General features: G+C 73.0%; 4 protein-coding genes. 1 reads left to right on the top strand and 3 read right to left on the bottom strand.

The features are described from left to right. Positions 1-21 precede the first annotated feature (21 nt). Both AC068B_RS15395 and AC068B_RS15390 read right to left on the bottom strand, forming a co-directional pair. Complete coding sequence (locus AC068B_RS15395; protein ID WP_478671910.1) at positions 22-6,675, bottom strand: SDR family NAD(P)-dependent oxidoreductase; 6,654 nt, start codon at positions 6,673-6,675, stop codon at positions 22-24. A 6-nt stretch (positions 6,676-6,681) separates the two neighbouring features. Next, positions 6,682-15,489 carry a type I polyketide synthase gene (locus tag AC068B_RS15390; protein WP_478671909.1) on the bottom strand — a complete coding sequence of 2,936 codons (8,808 nt, stop codon included), beginning with the start codon at positions 15,487-15,489 and terminating at the stop codon, positions 6,682-6,684. Positions 15,490-15,729: 240 nt separating this feature from the next. Here AC068B_RS15390 and AC068B_RS15385 point away from each other — a divergent pair, with 240 nt between their 5' ends. Beyond that, positions 15,730-16,512 carry a thioesterase II family protein gene (locus AC068B_RS15385; protein WP_478671908.1) on the top strand — a complete coding sequence of 261 codons (783 nt, stop codon included), beginning with the start codon at positions 15,730-15,732 and terminating at the stop codon, positions 16,510-16,512. Between the two features lie 208 nt (positions 16,513-16,720). Here AC068B_RS15385 and AC068B_RS15380 read toward each other — a convergent pair whose 3' ends face one another. Next, complete coding sequence (locus AC068B_RS15380) at positions 16,721-17,236, bottom strand: acyl-CoA-like ligand-binding transcription factor (protein WP_478671906.1); 516 nt, start codon at positions 17,234-17,236, stop codon at positions 16,721-16,723. Positions 17,237-17,268: the final 32 nt, after the last annotated feature.

Genomic DNA, 17,268 nt, shown 5'->3' with positions numbered 1-17,268 from the left:
TGTGCGACCGCGGCATGCGGCTCACACCCCGAGTTCGTTGTCGATGAAGTCCAGTACCTGCTCGGCGGTGGCCGTCTCCAGCTGGTCCACCGCGTCCTCGCCGTCCGCCGCGGCCGCGGCAGCCGTGGTCGCCGCGAAGCGGGCGAGGAGTGCCTCCAGGCGGGCCGCGACGGCCGCCTGGTCCAGGCCCTGCGCGACGGCGGCGGACAGGGCGTGCTCGACCCTGGCCACCTCCTGAAGGACCTGGGCGGTCATGTCACTGTTGGTGGCCCGTGTCCCGTCAGGGGCGAGCCGTTCGGCCAGGTGGGCAGCGAGCACGTGGGCCTGCGGGTAGTCGAAGACCAGGGCCGCGGGCAGCTTCAGGCCGGTCGCCGCCGCGAGCCTGTTGCGCAGTTCGACGGCGGTGAGCGAGTCGAATCCGAGCTCCTTGAACGGCGTGTCCACCTGCACCGCGTCCGGGTCGGCGTGTCCGAGGACCCCGGCCGCCTGGGTGCGGACCAGCGAGGTGAGGAGGTCCAGTTGTTCCTCGACGCTGAGGCCGTCGAGCCTGCCTGCCCAGTCCGTCGCCTCCCCGGCGGCGGCCGCGGTGGGGCGGGCGGCAGCAGGTGGTCCCGCGGCCGCCAGTGTGCGCAGTACGGCGGGGAGCGGGGCGTCGGAGGCGGCAGGGACGCGGGCGTCCAGGTCCAGGGCGAGCAGGTCGGGGCGCCCGTGGGCGCGTGCGGCCGCCAGGAGGGCGCAGCCGCGGGCCGCGGTGGTCGGCTTGATGCCGTAGCGGTCGATGCGGGCCCGGTCGGCGGCGGACAGCGTGCCGGTGAGGCCGCTGGTGGCCTCCCACAGCCCCCACGCCACGGAGAGACCGGCCAGCCCCTCCGCACGGCGGCGCGCGGCCAGCGCGTCGCAGTAGGCGTTGGCGGAGGCGTAGTTGGCCTGTCCCGGGGTGCCCATGGTGGAGGCGAAGGAGGAGAAGAGGACGAACAAGCCGAGCCTCATCCCCCTTGTGGCCACGTCCAGTTGGTGCGCGGCGGCGGCCTTGGCCGCCCACACCCGGGCGAGGCTTTCGGGGCCCTGCGTGCCGATCATGGCATTGTCGAGCACACCGGCGGCGTGGACGACTCCGGTGAGCGGATGCGCAGGGTCGATTCCGGCGATCAGTGCGGCGACGGCTCCCGGCTCGCTCAGGTCGACGGCGGAGAAGGCGACTTGGGCCCCCACCTCCTCTATACGTGCACGGAGTTGCTCGGTCCCTTCGGCAGCACCTCCGCTGCGGCTGACGACGAGCAGGTGCCTGCTCTCGCCGGTGCGTGCCAGGTGTTCGGCCACGGCGGCGCCGATGGTGCCGGTGCCTCCTGTGACGAGGACGGTGCCGTCGGGATCGAGCGGTGCCGGTACGTCGAGCACGAGCTTGCCGGTGTGCTTCGCCTGGCTCATGAACCGGAACGCCTCGGGCGCCCGCCCCAAAGGCCGTGCGGAGACGGGCAGCGGGACCAGCGTCCCGGCGGCGAAGAGCCCGCCGAGCAGGTCGAGCATCCGCCCGAGCCGCTCGGGCCCGGCGTCGGCGACCAGGTCGAAGGCCCCGTACGACACTCCGGGGTGCTCCAGCGCGACCAGTTCGGGTTCACGCGGATCGCTCTTGCCCATCTCGACGAACCGCCCGCCCTCGCCGAGCAACCGCAGGGAGGCGTCCAGGAGTTCACCGGTGAGGCTGTTGAGTACGACGTCCACGCCACGGCCGCCGGTGGTGCGGCGGACGGTGTCCTCGAACGCCGCGTCCCGGGAGGAGGCGCGGTGGGCGGCGTCGATGCCCATCTCCTCCAGCACGGCGTGCTTGGCCGGACTCGCGGTGGCGAAGACCTCGGCGCCCAGATGCCGGGCGATCTGCACCGCAGCCATCCCCACGCCACCAGTAGCGGCGTGTATCAGGACCCGTTCGCCCGCCGTCAACCCGGCGAGCTCGACCAGCCCGTACCAGGCCGTGAGGAACGCGGCCGGGGCGGCGGCCGCCTGTCGCGTGTCCCAGCCAGCCGGTACAGGGGCCAGCATGCGTGCGTCGGCGACGGCCCACGGGCCGAAGGCGCCCTCCTTCAGCATGCCCATCACACGGTCGCCCGCCGAAAGCCGGGTGACGCCCGGCCCGATCTCGGTCACCACACCGGCCGCCTCGGTGCCGGGCAGCGCGTCGGCGTCCGGATACATGCCCAGAGCGATCAACACGTCCCGGAAATTCACCCCGGCCGCATGCACGGCGACCCGGACCTGACCCGGCTCCAACGGACGCAGCACCTCGTCGCAGGCCACCGCCTCGACGGCGTCCAGCGTCCCGGACTCCCCACCCACGAGCCGCCACGCCCGCGCCCCGGGCGGCCCGGCCAACTCGGCCGACGCGTCGGCACGCGCCCACCTGGGCACGAGCACGCGGCATTCTCGTAGGGCGAGTTGGGGCTCGTCGGCGTCCGCCGCGCACCGCACAGCGTCCAGGATCTCCGCGCTCGCTGCGCGGTCGAGCGGGTCGTCGGTGTCGTGTGGACCGTCGATGTCGAGCGGACTGTCGGAGTCGAGCGGACTGTCGGTGTCGAGCAGGACGAACCGGCCCGGGTTCTCCGACTGCGCGCTGCGGACGAGGCCCCACAGGGCCGCGCCCGCCGGGTCCGGGGCGCCGCCCGGCACACCGGAGTCGTCATCGGGACCAGCCGCACCCCTGGTCACGAAGACCAGCTGAGCCTGCTCCAGACCGGGCACGGCCAGGAACTCCTGGACGACGCCCAGCACACGTCCTGCCAGGGCGAGTGTGTCCTCATGCGTCACGGCATGTGAAGTGTCCACGGGGGCCAGGACCACGGAGGGCGGGGTGGTGGCGGCGTCGGCGAGCCCGCGTACGCCTTCGGCACTCAGCCCGACGAGCGTCACGCAATCGGAGGCATCGGTCGCGCCGGGACCACCCACGGCCGCCGGGCCGGAAAGCGGCGTCCACCGCAGTTCGTACAGTCCGTCGGCGCCGGACCCCACCGCCGCCCGCACCTGCCGGGCGCTGGTCGACCGCAGCCGCAGCTCCGCCACGTCCAGCACGGGCGCACCGGCGGGATCGGTCACCGCCAGCGACACCGTCTCCTCGCCGCTCCCGCTCAGCCCACTGATCCTCACGCGCACGGTCGTGGCGTCCGTGGCCCACAGCGCCACACCGCTCCAGGTGAAGGGCAGCAGCACCTGCCCACTCGCGGCCCCGGCCCCCGAGGCTCCGGCCAGCCCTCGTTGTGCGAGCAGCGGGTGCAGGGCGGCGTCCAGCAGCGCGGGGTGGATGCCGAACCCGGCAGGCGGACCGGCCTGCTCGGGCAGCTCCACCTCCGCCAACAGGTCCTCACCCTGCCGCCACATCGCACGAAGTCCGCGGAACGCCGGGCCGTACTCGTATCCGGCGGCGGCGACGCCTTCGTAGAACTCGCCCACATCCACCGGTTCGGCCCCCGCCGGGGGCCACTCCCCGGCCTGCCGCGGCGGACGCGCCCCCGATTCCCGCCCGAGCTCGCCGACCGCATGACACACCCACGCGGCGGCGCCATCCTGCTCGGGCTCAGGACGCGAGTACACGCGTACGTCGCTCCTGCCCTGCTCGTCCGCAACACCCACGACGACCTGGACCTGGAGGCCGCCGGTTCCGGGCAGCACCAAGGGCGCCTGGAGCGTCAGTTCATCCAGCATGGCGGCGCCCACCTCGTCGGCGGCCCGCAACACCCACTCGACCAGCGCGGCCCCCGGCACCAGAACGGTCCCGGCGACGACGTGCCCGCCCAGCCAGCCACCGCGCTCGACGGAGACCCGGCCGTTCAGCACCACTCCCCCGTCGGCGAGCGCGACCGCGATCGGCAACTGCGCGTGCCCCGACCCGCTCGGCCCCTGTTCCCCGACGGCACGCTTCACGGTGTCGGCCAGCCAGTAGCGGCGGCGTTGGAAGGCGTAGGTGGGGAGGTCGACGGTACGGGGGGTGGGCTCGGTTGGGAACCAGCGCCGCCAGTCGACCTCCGCGCCCGCGGTGAAGGCCTGAGCCGCTGCGCGGGTGAGCTGGGCGGCGTCGCCGTGATCGCGGCGCAGAGTGGGGATCACGGTGGCGGAGACGTCCGCCTGCTCGATGGTCTCCTCCATGCCGAGACTCAACACCGGGTGCGCGCTCGCCTCGATGAACAGGCGATAGCCGTCGGCCAGCAACGCGTCGATGGTGTCTGCGAAGCGGACGGGCTGGCGGAGGTTGGTGACCCAGTAGCCGCTGTCCAGCGCCGTGGTGTCCGCAAGCCGCTCGGCCGTGACCGTCGAGTAGAACGCCACGTCCGTCGACACCGGCCGGATGTCGGCCAGGCGTTCGGTGAGCAGGTCGTGGAGCTGATCGATCTGGGGGTTGTGAGAGGCGTAGCCGACGTCGATGACCCGGGCCCGGAGGCCGCGTTCCTCCGCGTCGGCGACGACGGCGGCCACTTCCTCCGGGGGGCCCGAAATGACCGTTGAGGACGGGCCGTTGACGGCGGCGACGGTCACGCCCGGCCGGTCGTCCCCGATCAGCTCGGCGGCCTGCTCGGCACTGGTGCCCAGGGAAGCCATGTCGCCGTGGCCTTGGAGCTGGCGGAGGGCGTCACTGCGCACCGCCACGATCCGCGCCGCATCCTCCAGGGAGAGCGCGCCCGCGACACAGGCGGCAGCCATCTCACCCTGCGAGTGTCCGATCACGGCGGCCGGGACGACCCCCTGATCCGCCCACACCGCGGCCAGCGACACCATCACGGCCCACAGCACCGGCTGGACCACCTCGACCCGCGCCAGCTCACTGCCGTCCCCGCGCAACACGTCACACAGCGACCAGTCCACGTACGCAGACAGCGCCCGCTCGCACTCGTCGATCCGGGCCGCGAACACCGGCGACTCATCCAGCAGTTGGGCCCCCATACCCACCCACTGCGACCCCTGCCCCGGAAACACCAACACCGGCCCCGGCCCCACATCACCAGCCACAACCCCGGACACCACATCCACAGATGCCGCGCCAACAGCCAACGCCTCAAGACCGTCCGTCAACGCATCCCGGTCCCGACCCACCACCACGGCCCGGTGCTCGAACACCGACCGCGTAGTAGCCAACGACCACCCGACCTCCGTCGGCAGCGCCTCCGTGTCGCCCGCCACGAACTCGCCCAGCCGCCGCGCCTGTTCACGCAACGCTTCAGGCGTCCGCCCGGAAACCACCCACGGCACCACCACACCCGCACCACCGGCCCCGGACGCAACAGGACCAGCCACCTCGCCCGGCACCTCACCCTCAGGCGCCTCCTCCAAAATCAAATGCGCATTGGTCCCCGAGATCCCGAACGCGGACACCCCGGCGCGACGCGGATGGCCGGTCTCGGGCCAGAGGGTGGGCTCCGTGACGACCTCGACCGCGCCCGCGTCCCAGTCGACGTGCGGGCTGAGTTCCTCGACGTGGAGGGTGGCGGGCAGCACGCCGTTGCGGATCGCCATGACGGTCTTGATGACACCGGCGACACCGGCGGTGGCGTGCGTGTGGCCGATGTTGGACTTGAGGGAGCCGAGCAGGAGGGGCCGCTCACGGTGTCGGCCGTAGGTGGCGAGCAGCGCTCCGGCCTCGATGGGGTCGCCCAGCTTCGTGCCGGTGCCGTGCGCCTCGACCGCGTCCACCTCGGCGGGGGTGAGCCGGGCGCTGTCGAGGGCGGCGCGGATGACCTGTTCCTGTGCGGCGTCGTTGGGGGCGGTCAGTCCGTTGCTCGCGCCGTCCTGGTTGACGGCCGAGCCACGGATGACGGCGAGTACGTTGTGGCCGTTGCGACGGGCGTCCGACAGGCGCTCCAGGAGGATCAGGCCGATGCCTTCGGAGAAGCCGGTGCCGTCGGCCGCGGCGGCGAACGGTTTGCAGCGGCCGTCCGGCGCCAGCCCGCGCTGGCGGCAGAACTCGGTGAACATCAGCGGACTCGACAGCACGAGCACACCGCCCGCGACGGCCAGGTCGCACTCGCGCTGACGCAGTGCCTGGCTCGCCAGGTGGATGGCGACGAGGGAGGCGGAGCAGGCCGTGTCGACAGTGACAGCGGGGCCTTCGAGACCGTAGTTGTAGGCCACACGGCCGGAGATGACGCTGGTGAGGCTGCCAGTGGTGGCGTGTCCCTCGAACCCCTCCGGGATGCGCGGGAGTTGGGACATGTAGTCCTCGCTCGACACCCCCGCGTAGACGCCGGTGCGACTTCCCTTGAGGGAGACGGGGTCGATGCCGGAACGCTCGAACAGCTCCCAGGACGTCTCCAGCATCAAGCGCTGCTGCGGGTCCATCGCCAGCGCCTCGCGCGGGCTGATGCCGAAGAAGTCGGCGTCGAAGGAGCCCGCGTCGTCCACGAAGCCGCCGTGGCGCACATAGCTGGTGGCGTAGTTGGCCGGGTCCGGGTGGTAGAGCGCCTCCAGGTCCCAGCCCCGGTCGGTGGGGAAGTCCTCGATGGCGTCCTTGCCCGCGGCCACCAAGTCCCAGAGGTCCTCCGGCGAGGCCACGCCGCCCGGGAAGCGGCAGGCCATCCCGACCAGCGCCACCGGCTCGTGCCTGCGGTCCTCCTCCTGCACCAGGCGCCGACGCGTGTCGTGGAGCTCGGTGGTCACCCTGCGCAGATACTCGACCAGTTGCTCTTCACTCGCCATGGGGGGTCACCCGGCCTTCGGAGTGGGGGTGGCGCGCGAGGTGTCGTGCCCGACACCCAGCTCGTTGTCGATGAAGTCGAAGATCTGGTCGGCGGACGCGGCCTTGAGCCGGTCGGCGGCGCTGTCGTCGTCGCCCGCCGTGACGTTCGTGGTCTTCCAGCGGGCGAGCAGCGCCTCTAGCCGGGTGGTGATCTCGCCCGTCTCCCCTTGGGACAACTGGGCGGCGAGCGCGGCCAGGCTGCTCTCCATGCGGGTCAGGTCGCTCAGCACGGTGCCCGTGGCGGGTGGTCCGGACTGCGCCGCGGCGGCCGCCGCCCCGCCCCCGGCGGGCCGCTCGCTCCGGCCGCCGGTCAGCCGCTCGCGCAGGTGTCCGGCGACGGCCGTGGGGGTGGGGTGGCGGAAGACGAGGGCGGTAGGCAGGCGCAGGCCGGTGTCCTCCACGAGCCGGTTGCGCAGCTCGACTGCTGTCAGCGAGTCCAGGCCCAGCTGTTTGAACGTGGCGTCGCCGCGCAGCGCCTCCGGGTCGGTGCGGCCGAGGACCGCGGCGGCGTGGGCCCGTACGGCATCGGTGAGCAGCCGGAGTTGTTCGGCGGTGGACAGGGAGGCCAGGCGGGCCGACCAGTCCGTGGGGGGCCTGCGGTCGGCGGCGGTGCGCCGGGCGGGGGCCTGCGGTGCGGCCAGCGCACGCAGGGGCGCGGGCAGGGCGTCGGCGCCTTCGGAGGCCAGGGTGCGTACGGCAAGACGCACGCCGGTGAGCGGGGTGCCGCCGTGTGCGCGTGCGGCGTCGAGGAGAACGGGCAGTTGTGTGGGCTCGGTTCCCTTGATGCCGGGGGTGCCGGGGCTCGGCTCGGGGGGTGGGCCGTAGGTGAGGGACACGCCTGTCGTGTCGGCGGTGTGCCTGCGCAGGGCGAGTGCCTCGCGGAATGCGTCGGCTCCGGCGTCGGCCGTCGGCCGCGGGATGCCCAGGTCCGCGCCTGCCGGGGACAGTACGGCGAACAGGGCGAGCGGGAGGTGGGCCGTCGCGGCGTGCAGGGCGGCGGTGACACCGGCCCTCGCCGCCCACCCGTCGGCGAACGACCCGGGCGTCGAGGTCCCGGTGGCGTGGACGACCGCCGTGACGGGGTGGTCCCCGTCGACCGCCGCGACAGCTTCGGTCAGGGTCGTCGCCGGATCCGCGGGGTCGATGGCACCCAGGCGCACGGTGGCACCGATCTCTCGCAACTCCCCTACCACCAGGTCCAGTTCACCGGTCCCGGAGACGTAGCCCTCGGAGAGAATCAGGAGATGCCTGCACTGCTCGGTGCGTACTAGGTGTTCGGCGAACGCAGCGACCGGCGCGCCCGCCGAACCGACGAGCAGCACGGTGCCGTCCGGGTCGAGCGGCCGCGTTTCGTCCGTGGTGGACGCTGTCTTTGACGACGCGGTGAGGCGGGGCGCCAGGAATCGGCCGCTGCGCAGAGCCAGTTGGGGCTCGTGCGCGGCAAGCGCCGTGGCCACGGCCTGCTCCAGGGAAGCGTCCCCCGCCACGATGTCGGCATTCGTGTCGATGAGGAGGAAGCGGCCCGGGTGCGCGACCTGCGCCTGGTGGACCAGCCCGCGCACCGCAGCGGCCGCAGGTGCGGGCAGGGGGTCGTCACCCGTGGCGACGGCGCCGTGCGTGAGCAGCACCAGAGGGGTGTCGGCGAGCCGTTCGTCGGCGAGCCACCGGTCGATGAGCGCGGCGGTGCGCTGCGCCGCGGCCAGCGCCACGGCTGCTTCATCCGCTCCCGGGGCGGTGCCTGAAGTATCCATGTCGACGAGGACGACAGATGGAACCGGAGCCCCCGCCTCAGGGACAGCCTTCTCCACCGCCGATACAGACAGAGGAACAGGAGCAGGAACAGATTCCGCCACTGATACCGGCACCGTCACCGGCATCCACTGCAACGCATACAGATCGGACGACGCACGCCGCCCGGCCCCCCGCATCTCCCGCGCCCCTGCCGCGACCACGACCAGGCCCTCGCAGGTCAGCACCTCCGCGCCCGTCGGATCGCTCACGGCGACCTGCCAGGTCCGCCCGGCCCGTTCGGGCAGGGGCCCGTCGTCGTCCAGGGGCGAGAGGCGGACACGTACGGACGTCGCGCCGGTCGCCCAGAGGGACACCCCGGTCAGACTGAACGGCAGCCACACCTGGTCGTCCCCGGTCGGCGAATCGCCGAGAAGCGCGGGGTGCAGCGCGGCGTCGAGGAGAGCCGGATGGATGCCGAACCCGGCACCCTCCGGAGCCCCCTGGGGAAGTACCGCCTCGGCGAACAGCTCCGCGCCCCGCCGCCACAGGGCACGCAGCCCCGTGAAGGCAGGCCCGTAGCCGACGCCGGTCGCGGCGGCCCGCTCGTAGAAGTCACCCAGGTCGACCGGCTCGGCACCGGCGGGCGGCCACACCCCGTCCGAGGCGTCCGCGTCGACGACGCCCGTGGGCTCGGCGACGAGCTGTCCCGCCGCATGACACGTCCACGCCGCACCGCCCCCGTCGGGGGCATCCTCGTCATCGGGTCGTGCATAGACGTGAACATCGCGACGCCCGCCCTGCCCACTCTCCCCATCCTGCACGCCACCCTGCTCGCCCCGCGAGTCAGCCGGACCCACCACGATCTGCACCTGCACGCCCGCCGAGTCGGGCAGCACCAGGGGCGCCTGGAGCGTGAGGTCCTCGACGCCCCCGCAACCGGCCTCGTCGGCGGCGCGCAGCGCCCATTCCATGAGCACGGAGGCGGGCACGACGGCGGTGCCGAAGAGGGTGTGCTGGGCGAGCCAGGGGTGGCTGTGCCTGCTGATGCGACCGGTGAGCAAGTGCACGTCACCGTCGGCGAGTTCGGTGGCCGCGCCGAGGAGCGGATGTCCGGCCGCGGCGAGGCCGAGGGCCGCCGCGTCCTGGCTCCCGGCGGCGGCCTCCAGCCAGTAGCGGCGCCGCTGGAAGGCGTACGTGGGCAGTTGCAAGGTGTACGAGGACGACTCCGGCCCCGACGCTCCACCCGCGGGGAACCAGTTCTCCCACTTGACCGCACACCCGGCGCCGAAGGCCTGGGCCAGCGAGTGGGCGAAGCGGGAGAGGCCACCGTCCTCCCGCCGCAGGGTGGGGACGGTGACGGCCTCGGCCCCGGCCTCCTCGAAGGTTTCCTGCAGCCCGAGCGTGAGGACCGGGTGGCTGCTGGCTTCGATGAAGATCCGGTGTCCGTCGGCGAGGAGCGCGGTGACGGCGTCGGCGAACCGGACCGGGCGGCGCAGGTTCGTGACCCAGTAGTCGGTGTCCAGAGCCGTGGTGTCGATGCGGGTTCCGGTGACGGCCGAGTAGAACGCCACGGGGGCCTGGACGGGGCGGACGCCCGCCAGGATCCGAGTCAGTTCGTCGGTGATGCTGTCGACCTGCGGACTGTGCGAGGCGTAGTCCACGTCGATGACGCGACCCCGCAGCTCGCGCGCCTCGGCGTCCGCGACGACGGCGGCGACCTGCTCGGGCGGTCCCGAAATCACGGTCGACGAAGGTCCGTTGACGGCGGCTATGCCTACTCCGGGGTGGCCGTCGATGAGTTCGGCGGCCTGTTCCTGGCCCACGCCGAGGGAGGCCATGGCGCCCGCGCCGGAGAGGTGTCGCAGCGCCCGGCTGCGCAGCGCCACGATCTTGGCGCCGTCCTCCAGAGTGAGCGCCCCGGCCACGACCGCCGCGGCGATCTCGCCCTGGGAGTGGCCGACGACGGCGGCCGGGGTGACGCCCTGGTCGGCCCAGACGGCAGCCAGCGAGACCATGACCGCCCACAACACGGGCTGGACGACCTCGACCCGGGACAGTTCACTGCCGTCACCGCGCAGCACGTCGCTCAGCGACCAGTCGACGTACGGGGAGAGCGCCTGCTCGCATTCGGCGATGCGCGCCCCGAACACCACCGATTCCTTGAGGAGTTGGGAGCCCATACCGACCCACTGCGACCCCTGCCCCGGAAAGACCAGTACCGGTCCGGGGCCCGTGTCACCAGCGGCCCCCGACACCACGTCCGGCGAAGCCTCCCCCGCGGCCAGCGCCGCCAGACCGGCGGTCAGCGCCTTCCGGTCACGGCCCACGACGACGACCCGGTGCTCGAACACCGACCGCGTCGTGACCAGCGACCGGCCCACGGCCTCGGAGGACGCGGACGCGGCAGCGCCGACCGCCACGAACTCCCCGAGTCGGCACGCCTGTTCACGCAGCGCGGCACCGGTACGCCCGGACACCACCCACGGCACCACCACGCCCGACGAACCCGTACCCGTACCCGAGCCCACCTCGGGCGTGTCTCGCTCCGTGCCCCCGGACTGCTCTCCGGGCCCCTCTTCGAGCACCAGATGCGCATTGGTCCCTGAGATGCCGAAGGACGACACCGCGGCGCGGCGCGGACGGTCGCCGCGCGGCCAGCCGACCGGCTCCGTGAGCAGGCGTACCGCACCCGTCGACCAGTCCACGTGCCCGCTCGGCTCGTCGACGTGGAGGGTGGCGGGGAGCCGCTCGTGCCGCAGCGCCAGCACCATCTTGATGACACCGGCAACACCAGCAGCGGCCTGCGTGTGACCGATGTTCGACTTCACCGAACCCAGCCACAACGGACGCTCCACAGCCCGCCCCTGCCCATACGTAGCCAGCAGCGCCTGCGCCTCGATCGGGTCGCCCAGCGTCGTCCCGGTGCCGTGTGCCTCCACGGCGTCGACCTCGTCGGCCGCGAGCCGGGCGTCCGCGAGCGCGGCGCGGATGACGCGCTGCTGGGAGGGGCCGTTGGGCGCGGTCAGGCCGTTGCTCGCGCCGTCCTGGTTGACCGCGGAGCCCCGGATCACCGCGAGGACTTCATGGCCCTTGCGCCGCGCCGCGGAGAGGCGTTCGAGGAGGACGAGGCCCACTCCCTCGGCCCAGCCCGTGCCGTCGGCGCCCTCCGCGAACGGCTTGCAGCGCCCGTCGGGGGCCAGGCCGCGCTGGCGCGAGAACTCGGTGAACATGCCCGGCGTGGCCAGGACGGTCGCGCCCCCGGCCAGCGCCAGGTCGCACTCGCCGCGCCGCAGCGCCTGCGCCGCCAGATGGAGCGTGACCAGCGACGAGGAGCAGGCCGTGTCCACCGTCAGCGCGGGCCCTTCGAGGCCGAAGCTGAACGAGAGACGGCCCGATGCCACGCTGGGAGTGCTGCCGGTCAGCAGGTAGCCGTCGGTGGACTGGGACGGTTCGTGCAGCCGGGGGCCGTAGTCCTGACCCGTCATGCCGACGAACACGCCGGTGGGGCTGCCCTTGAGGGCCCGCGGGTCCAGTCCCGCCCGCTCGAAGGCCTCCCAGGCGCATTCGAGGAGCAGCCGCTGCTGCGGGTCGACGGCCAGCGCCTCGCGCGGGCTGATGTCGAAGAACTCGGCGTCGAAGTCGGCGGCCTCGTACAGGAATCCGCCCTGCCGCGTGGAGCTCGTGCCCGACCGGTCGGCGTCGGGGTGGAAGAGCCGTTCCAGGTCCCAGCCGCGGTCGGTGGGAAATGCGCCGATCGCGTCGGCGCCGCCCTCGACCAGCCGCCACAGGTCCTCCGGCGTACCGGCACCGCCCGGGTAGCGGCAGCTCATGGCGACGATGGCGATGGGGTCCTCGACCGGATCCCCGTCCGGTTCCACGTTCCGGCCCTCGTCCGACGCTGCCGCCCCCGTGAGCTGCGCTCGCAGGTGCGTCACGACGGCCAGCGGGGTCGGGTGGTCGAACGTGAGGGTCGCGGGGAGCGGAAGTCCGGTCGCCGTGCCGAGCCGCTCGCTCAGTTCGGCGGCGGCCATGGAGTCGAAGCCCAGCTGCTTGAAGGTGCGGGCGCTTTCGACCGTCGCCGAGGTGGCACCGAGCACGAGGGCCACCTGCTTGGCGACCAGGCCCAGGAGCGTGCGCTCCTGATCGGCGACGGAGAGCGCGGCAAGCCGCCCGCCGAGCTCGCTCCGCACGTCAGGTTCCGCCGCGCCCGGCGCCCCGGCCGGGGCAGAATCAGAAGACGAAGCAGGGGCAGGAGCTGCTGCAGCGGCAGACGCAGGCGGCACCGCTGCCACATCCGGCCAGTACCGCTCCCGCTGAAAGGCATACGTCGGCAGACCCCATCGGCCCGCGCCACCACGCACCTCGTACGCGCCAGTGAAGTCCACATCGGCGCCCCGCACATACGCCTGCGCCAGAGCCGCCATGAACGTGACCGCCTCATCGCGCCCGCGGCGGCACGCAGCCACCGCCACGGAACGCGGACGACTCGGGGCGCCGCCCGGATCCGCAGCGACGGGGAAGCACTCACGGGCCATCGCCGACAGCGGCGCGTCAGGACCGAGTTCGACGAACGTGGTCACCCCGCGCTCGCACAGCCCCCGCACCCCGGCCAGGAACCGCACGGGCTCCCGCGCATGCCGCGCCCAGTACTCGGGAGCGGCCTGCTCGCCCCCGTTCGCGGCCACGGGCTCGCCGGTGACGTTGGAGACGAGAGGGATGACCGGCGCGTGGAAGGTCAGGCCCGCGGCGACCGTGCGCAGCTCGTCGAGTACGGAGTCCATGTGCGGCGAGTGGAAGGCGTGGCTGACCTTCAGGCGACGGACCTTGCGGCCGCGCGCCTGCCAGGCGGCGGTCAGTTCCTCGACGGTGTCGCGGTCACCGGAGACCACGACGGAGTCGGGTCCGTTGACGGCGGCCACCGCCACGCGCGCCTCGTGCCCCGCGAGCAGCTCCGCCGCCTCGTCCGCGGTCGCCTGCCAGGCGGCCATCGCGCCGGGCGCCCGTACCGCCTGCATGAGCCGTCCACGGGCGGCCACCAGGGCGCTGGCGTCCGCCAGGGAGAGGACACCGGCCACGTGTGCCGCGGTGATCTCGCCGACCGAGTGGCCGAGGACGTAGTCGGGGGTCAGGCCGAAGGAGGCGGCGAGCCGGTACAGGCCCGTCTCGATCGCGAAGAGGGCGGGCTGGGTGTACGCGGTCTCGTCGAGGAGCGCCTGGCTCTCGGCGTCCTCGCCGAGGACGATCTCGCGCAGCGGGCGGTCCAGATGGACGTCCAGGGCCGCGAACGCCTCGTCGAGCGCGTCGGCGAAGGCAGGGTATGCGGCGTACAACTCACGTCCCATACCGGGGCGTTGTGCGCCCTGACCGCTGAAGAGGAAGGCCAGCTTGCCGTCGGCGTCCGCCTCGCCGCACACCACTCCGGCGGTCTCCTCGCCCGCGGCCAGCGCGTCCAGAGAGCCCAGGAGTTCGCCGGTGTCGCCGCCGAGCAGGACCGCGCGGTGGGAGAGGGGGGCGCGGGTGGTCGCCAGGGCGTGGCCGACCCGGGCGGCGTCGGGGGTGGGGCGGGCGGCGAAGTGTGTGCGCAGCCGTTCGGCCTGGGCGGTCAGCGCGGAGGCGCTGTGGGCGCTGACCGGCCACGGGGTCGACGACGGCCAGACCCTGGGACGTGCGGCGGCCGCGACCTCCCCACCCGAACAACCTCTGACGGGCTCCGCGCAAACAGGCTCCGCAGCCACCACAAGGTGACCGTTCGTGCCCCCCATTCCGAACGAGGACACCCCGGCGATCAGGGGCTGTTCGGGGCGCGGCCAGTCGGCCGTCTCCTGCTGGACGGCCAGGCCGAGGTCGGTCAGCGGGATGGCCGGATTGGGGGTGGTGAAGTTCAGGCTCGGTGGGAGCTGCCGATGGTGGATGCTCAGCGCCGTCTTGAGGAGTCCGACGATGCCCGCGGCGGCTTCGAGGTGGCCGACGTTCGTCTTGGCGGAGCCAACGGCGAGCGGCGTGGTGCGCGCCTGGTCCTGTCCGAGCGCGGCGCCGAGCGCGGCGGCCTCGATCGGGTCCCCGACGGGGGTGCCGGTGCCGTGCAGTTCGACGTACTGGACCTGGTCGGGCGTCACCCGGGCCCGGCTGCACGCCAGGCGCACCACGTCGCGTTGCGCCTGTCCGCTGGGCAGGGTGAGCCCGTCGGTCGCCCCGTCGCTGTTGACGGCGCTTCCGCTGATCACGCAGTACACCGTGTCGCCGTCGCGTCGCGCCGCCGCGAGCGGCTTGAGCACCACGAGTCCGCCGCCCTCGCCGCGGACGAAACCGTCGGCCCGGGCGTCGAAGGTGTGGCAGCGGCCCGTGGCCGAGAGGCCGCCGAAGCGGGCCTCGGCCAGCTCGGTGGACCGGGGCGAGCAGATGAGGTTGACGCCGCCCGCGAACGCGGCCTCGCACTCGCCGCGCCTGATGCTCTCGCAGGCCAGGTGCACGGCGACGAGCGAGGATGACTGGGCGGTGTCGACGGTCAGGCTCGGTCCTGCCAGGTGGTACGCGTACGAGATGCGGTTGGCCAGAATGCTGCGGTGGACTCCGGTCATGGTGTGGCGGGTGACGGCGTCCTGTCCGGTGCGGTTCAGGACGTCGGCGTAGTCGTCCCAGAGCGCGCCGACGAAGACTCCGGTGCGGCTGCGGGCCAGGGCGGGCGGCCTGATGCCCGCGTCCTCCAGCGCTTCCCAGCTCAGTTCGAGGAGGAGCCGCTGCTGCGGGTCCATCACCACGGCCTCGCGTGGGCTGATGTGGAAGAAGGGCGCGTCGAAGCCGTCGATCCGGTCCAGGAAGCCGCCGGGTCCGCGAAGGCCGGAATCGGCTTGCCGTTGTTCGGGCGGGGCGTCGCGCACGGCGCTCCTGCCCTCGCTCAACAGCTGCCAGAACGCCGCCGGGTCGGCTGCTCCGGGCAGACGGCAGGCCATCCCGACGACCGCCACGGGCTCGGGGCCCGCAAGGGGCTCGGCTCCCGCGATCGGCTCGGGTCCCGCGCTCGCGCCGGACGAGGACGTGGCCATCACGTCAGCTGCGTTCGAACGCGGAACAACTGGCTGCCAGAAAACATCAACGGCGCTCCCGGTCCGAAATCGGAGATCGCTTCGCGTACCGGGCTCATCGTGAGCGGGCTCTCTAAAGGCGAACCAAACCCCGGCTAGCCGTCCACCGCTTTAGACGGGCGCTATGGGCTGCGGCCAGCATCGGGTGCGCCGCGGGCACCGGCGGAGTGCCCGCGCGGCGGCGGACCGAGAGGGAGAGCGATGGACAGGGGCACGGCGCAGGCACCGCGGAACACGGGGGCCGGGGTGTGGTTGCGGCGGTACCACGATTCCTCGTCGGCACCGGTGCGGCTGGTCTGTTTTCCGTTCGCGGGCGGCTCGGCGAGCTACTGGTTCGGCCTCTCCGGGCTGCTCTCGCCCGGCATCGAGGTGCTGGCCGTGCAGTATCCGGGGCGGCAGGACCGGCACACGGAGCCGTGCCTTGAGTCGGTGGCCGGGCTCGCCGACGGTGTCGTGGCCCAACTGCCGTCCGACGGCGTGCCGTTCGCACTGTTCGGGCACAGCCTGGGCGCCATCGTGGCGTTCGAGGTGGCGCGGCGGCTGCGGGATCCTGGCGGGCCCGGTCTCCCGGTGCACCTGTTCGCCTCCGGCGGGCTGGCCAGGCCCTATCGTCCTGCCGGGCGGTCGGGGGCCCTCGGGGACGCGGACATCATGGCGCATCTGCGGGCGATGGGCGGCACTGACGAACGGTTCTTCAGCAGCCCGGAGCTGCAGGAGCTGATCCTGCCCTCGCTGCGGGCCGACTACCGGGCCGTGGCTTCGTACGAGGCACCGGGGCCGGAGCGTCTCGACTGCCCGATCACGGCGCTGATCGGGGATTCCGACGAGCGGACCTCGCCCGAGCAGGCCGCCACGTGGCGGGAGCGCACCGGTGCGGCGTTCGATCTCCGGGTGCTGCCCGGCGGTCACTTCTACCTCGACGACTGTCAGGAGCAGGTGGCTGCCGTGGTGACCGCGGCGCTGACGGCGGGCAGCGGCGGCTGACGCGTACACGTACGGCCCATGCTTCGGGACGGGCCCGGACAAGCCCCTGGCGTGCTCCGTCGAGGGAAGCCGGAGCACGCCAGGTTGGACCGGACGCGGCAGCCGGGGGACGGAGGCCGCGCGCGGTCGTGCTGCCCGTACGCGACAGCGGGGGACTGTCGCGTACGGCGTCTGGTCGGAAGGCGGACGCGAGGCCCGCCCCCTTCGGTCAGGGCCGCAGGTCTTCCAGGCAGTAGAGCGCCTCGTCCAGAGTGGCCGCGAAGTCCATCTCCGGGTCGTTCGCCCAGTCCAGGGAGACCTGCAGCATCACACCGAACAGGGCCCCGGTGTAGGCGCGGACCGCGGGGTCACCCGGGTCGCGCCCGGACCGCTTGGCCACCTGCTCGCTGAGGAGCTGCATGGTCTGGCTGATGTTGCCCAGGCTGGCCCCCCAGAGCTCCGGCTCGGAGAGGATGAGCACGAAGCGCTCGCGCTGCAGGGCCAGTTCCTGCTCGGTGATGTCCTTCAGCATCGACCTGATGGCCTGCCGCTCGGCCTGAATCGGCGTCAGGTCGGGCGACTGGGCCTGGAACATCATGGCGAAGGGCAGGTCGTAGTCGTGCGAGAAGACCAGGTCCTGCTTGGTCGCGAAGTAGCGGAAGACGGTGCTGGGGGCGACCTCGGCGGCTTCGGCGATCTGCTCGATGGTCGTGGCGGAGTAGCCCTGTTCCCTGAACAAGCGCACCGCCTCCCGCTGAATCGCGGCCTTTGTTCTGG

The sequence above is a fragment of the Streptomyces sp. NPDC042371 genome, from assembly GCF_056437465.1.
The sequence above is the reverse complement of the archived record's forward strand: the minus strand, read 5'-3'. Positions and strand labels throughout refer to the sequence as shown.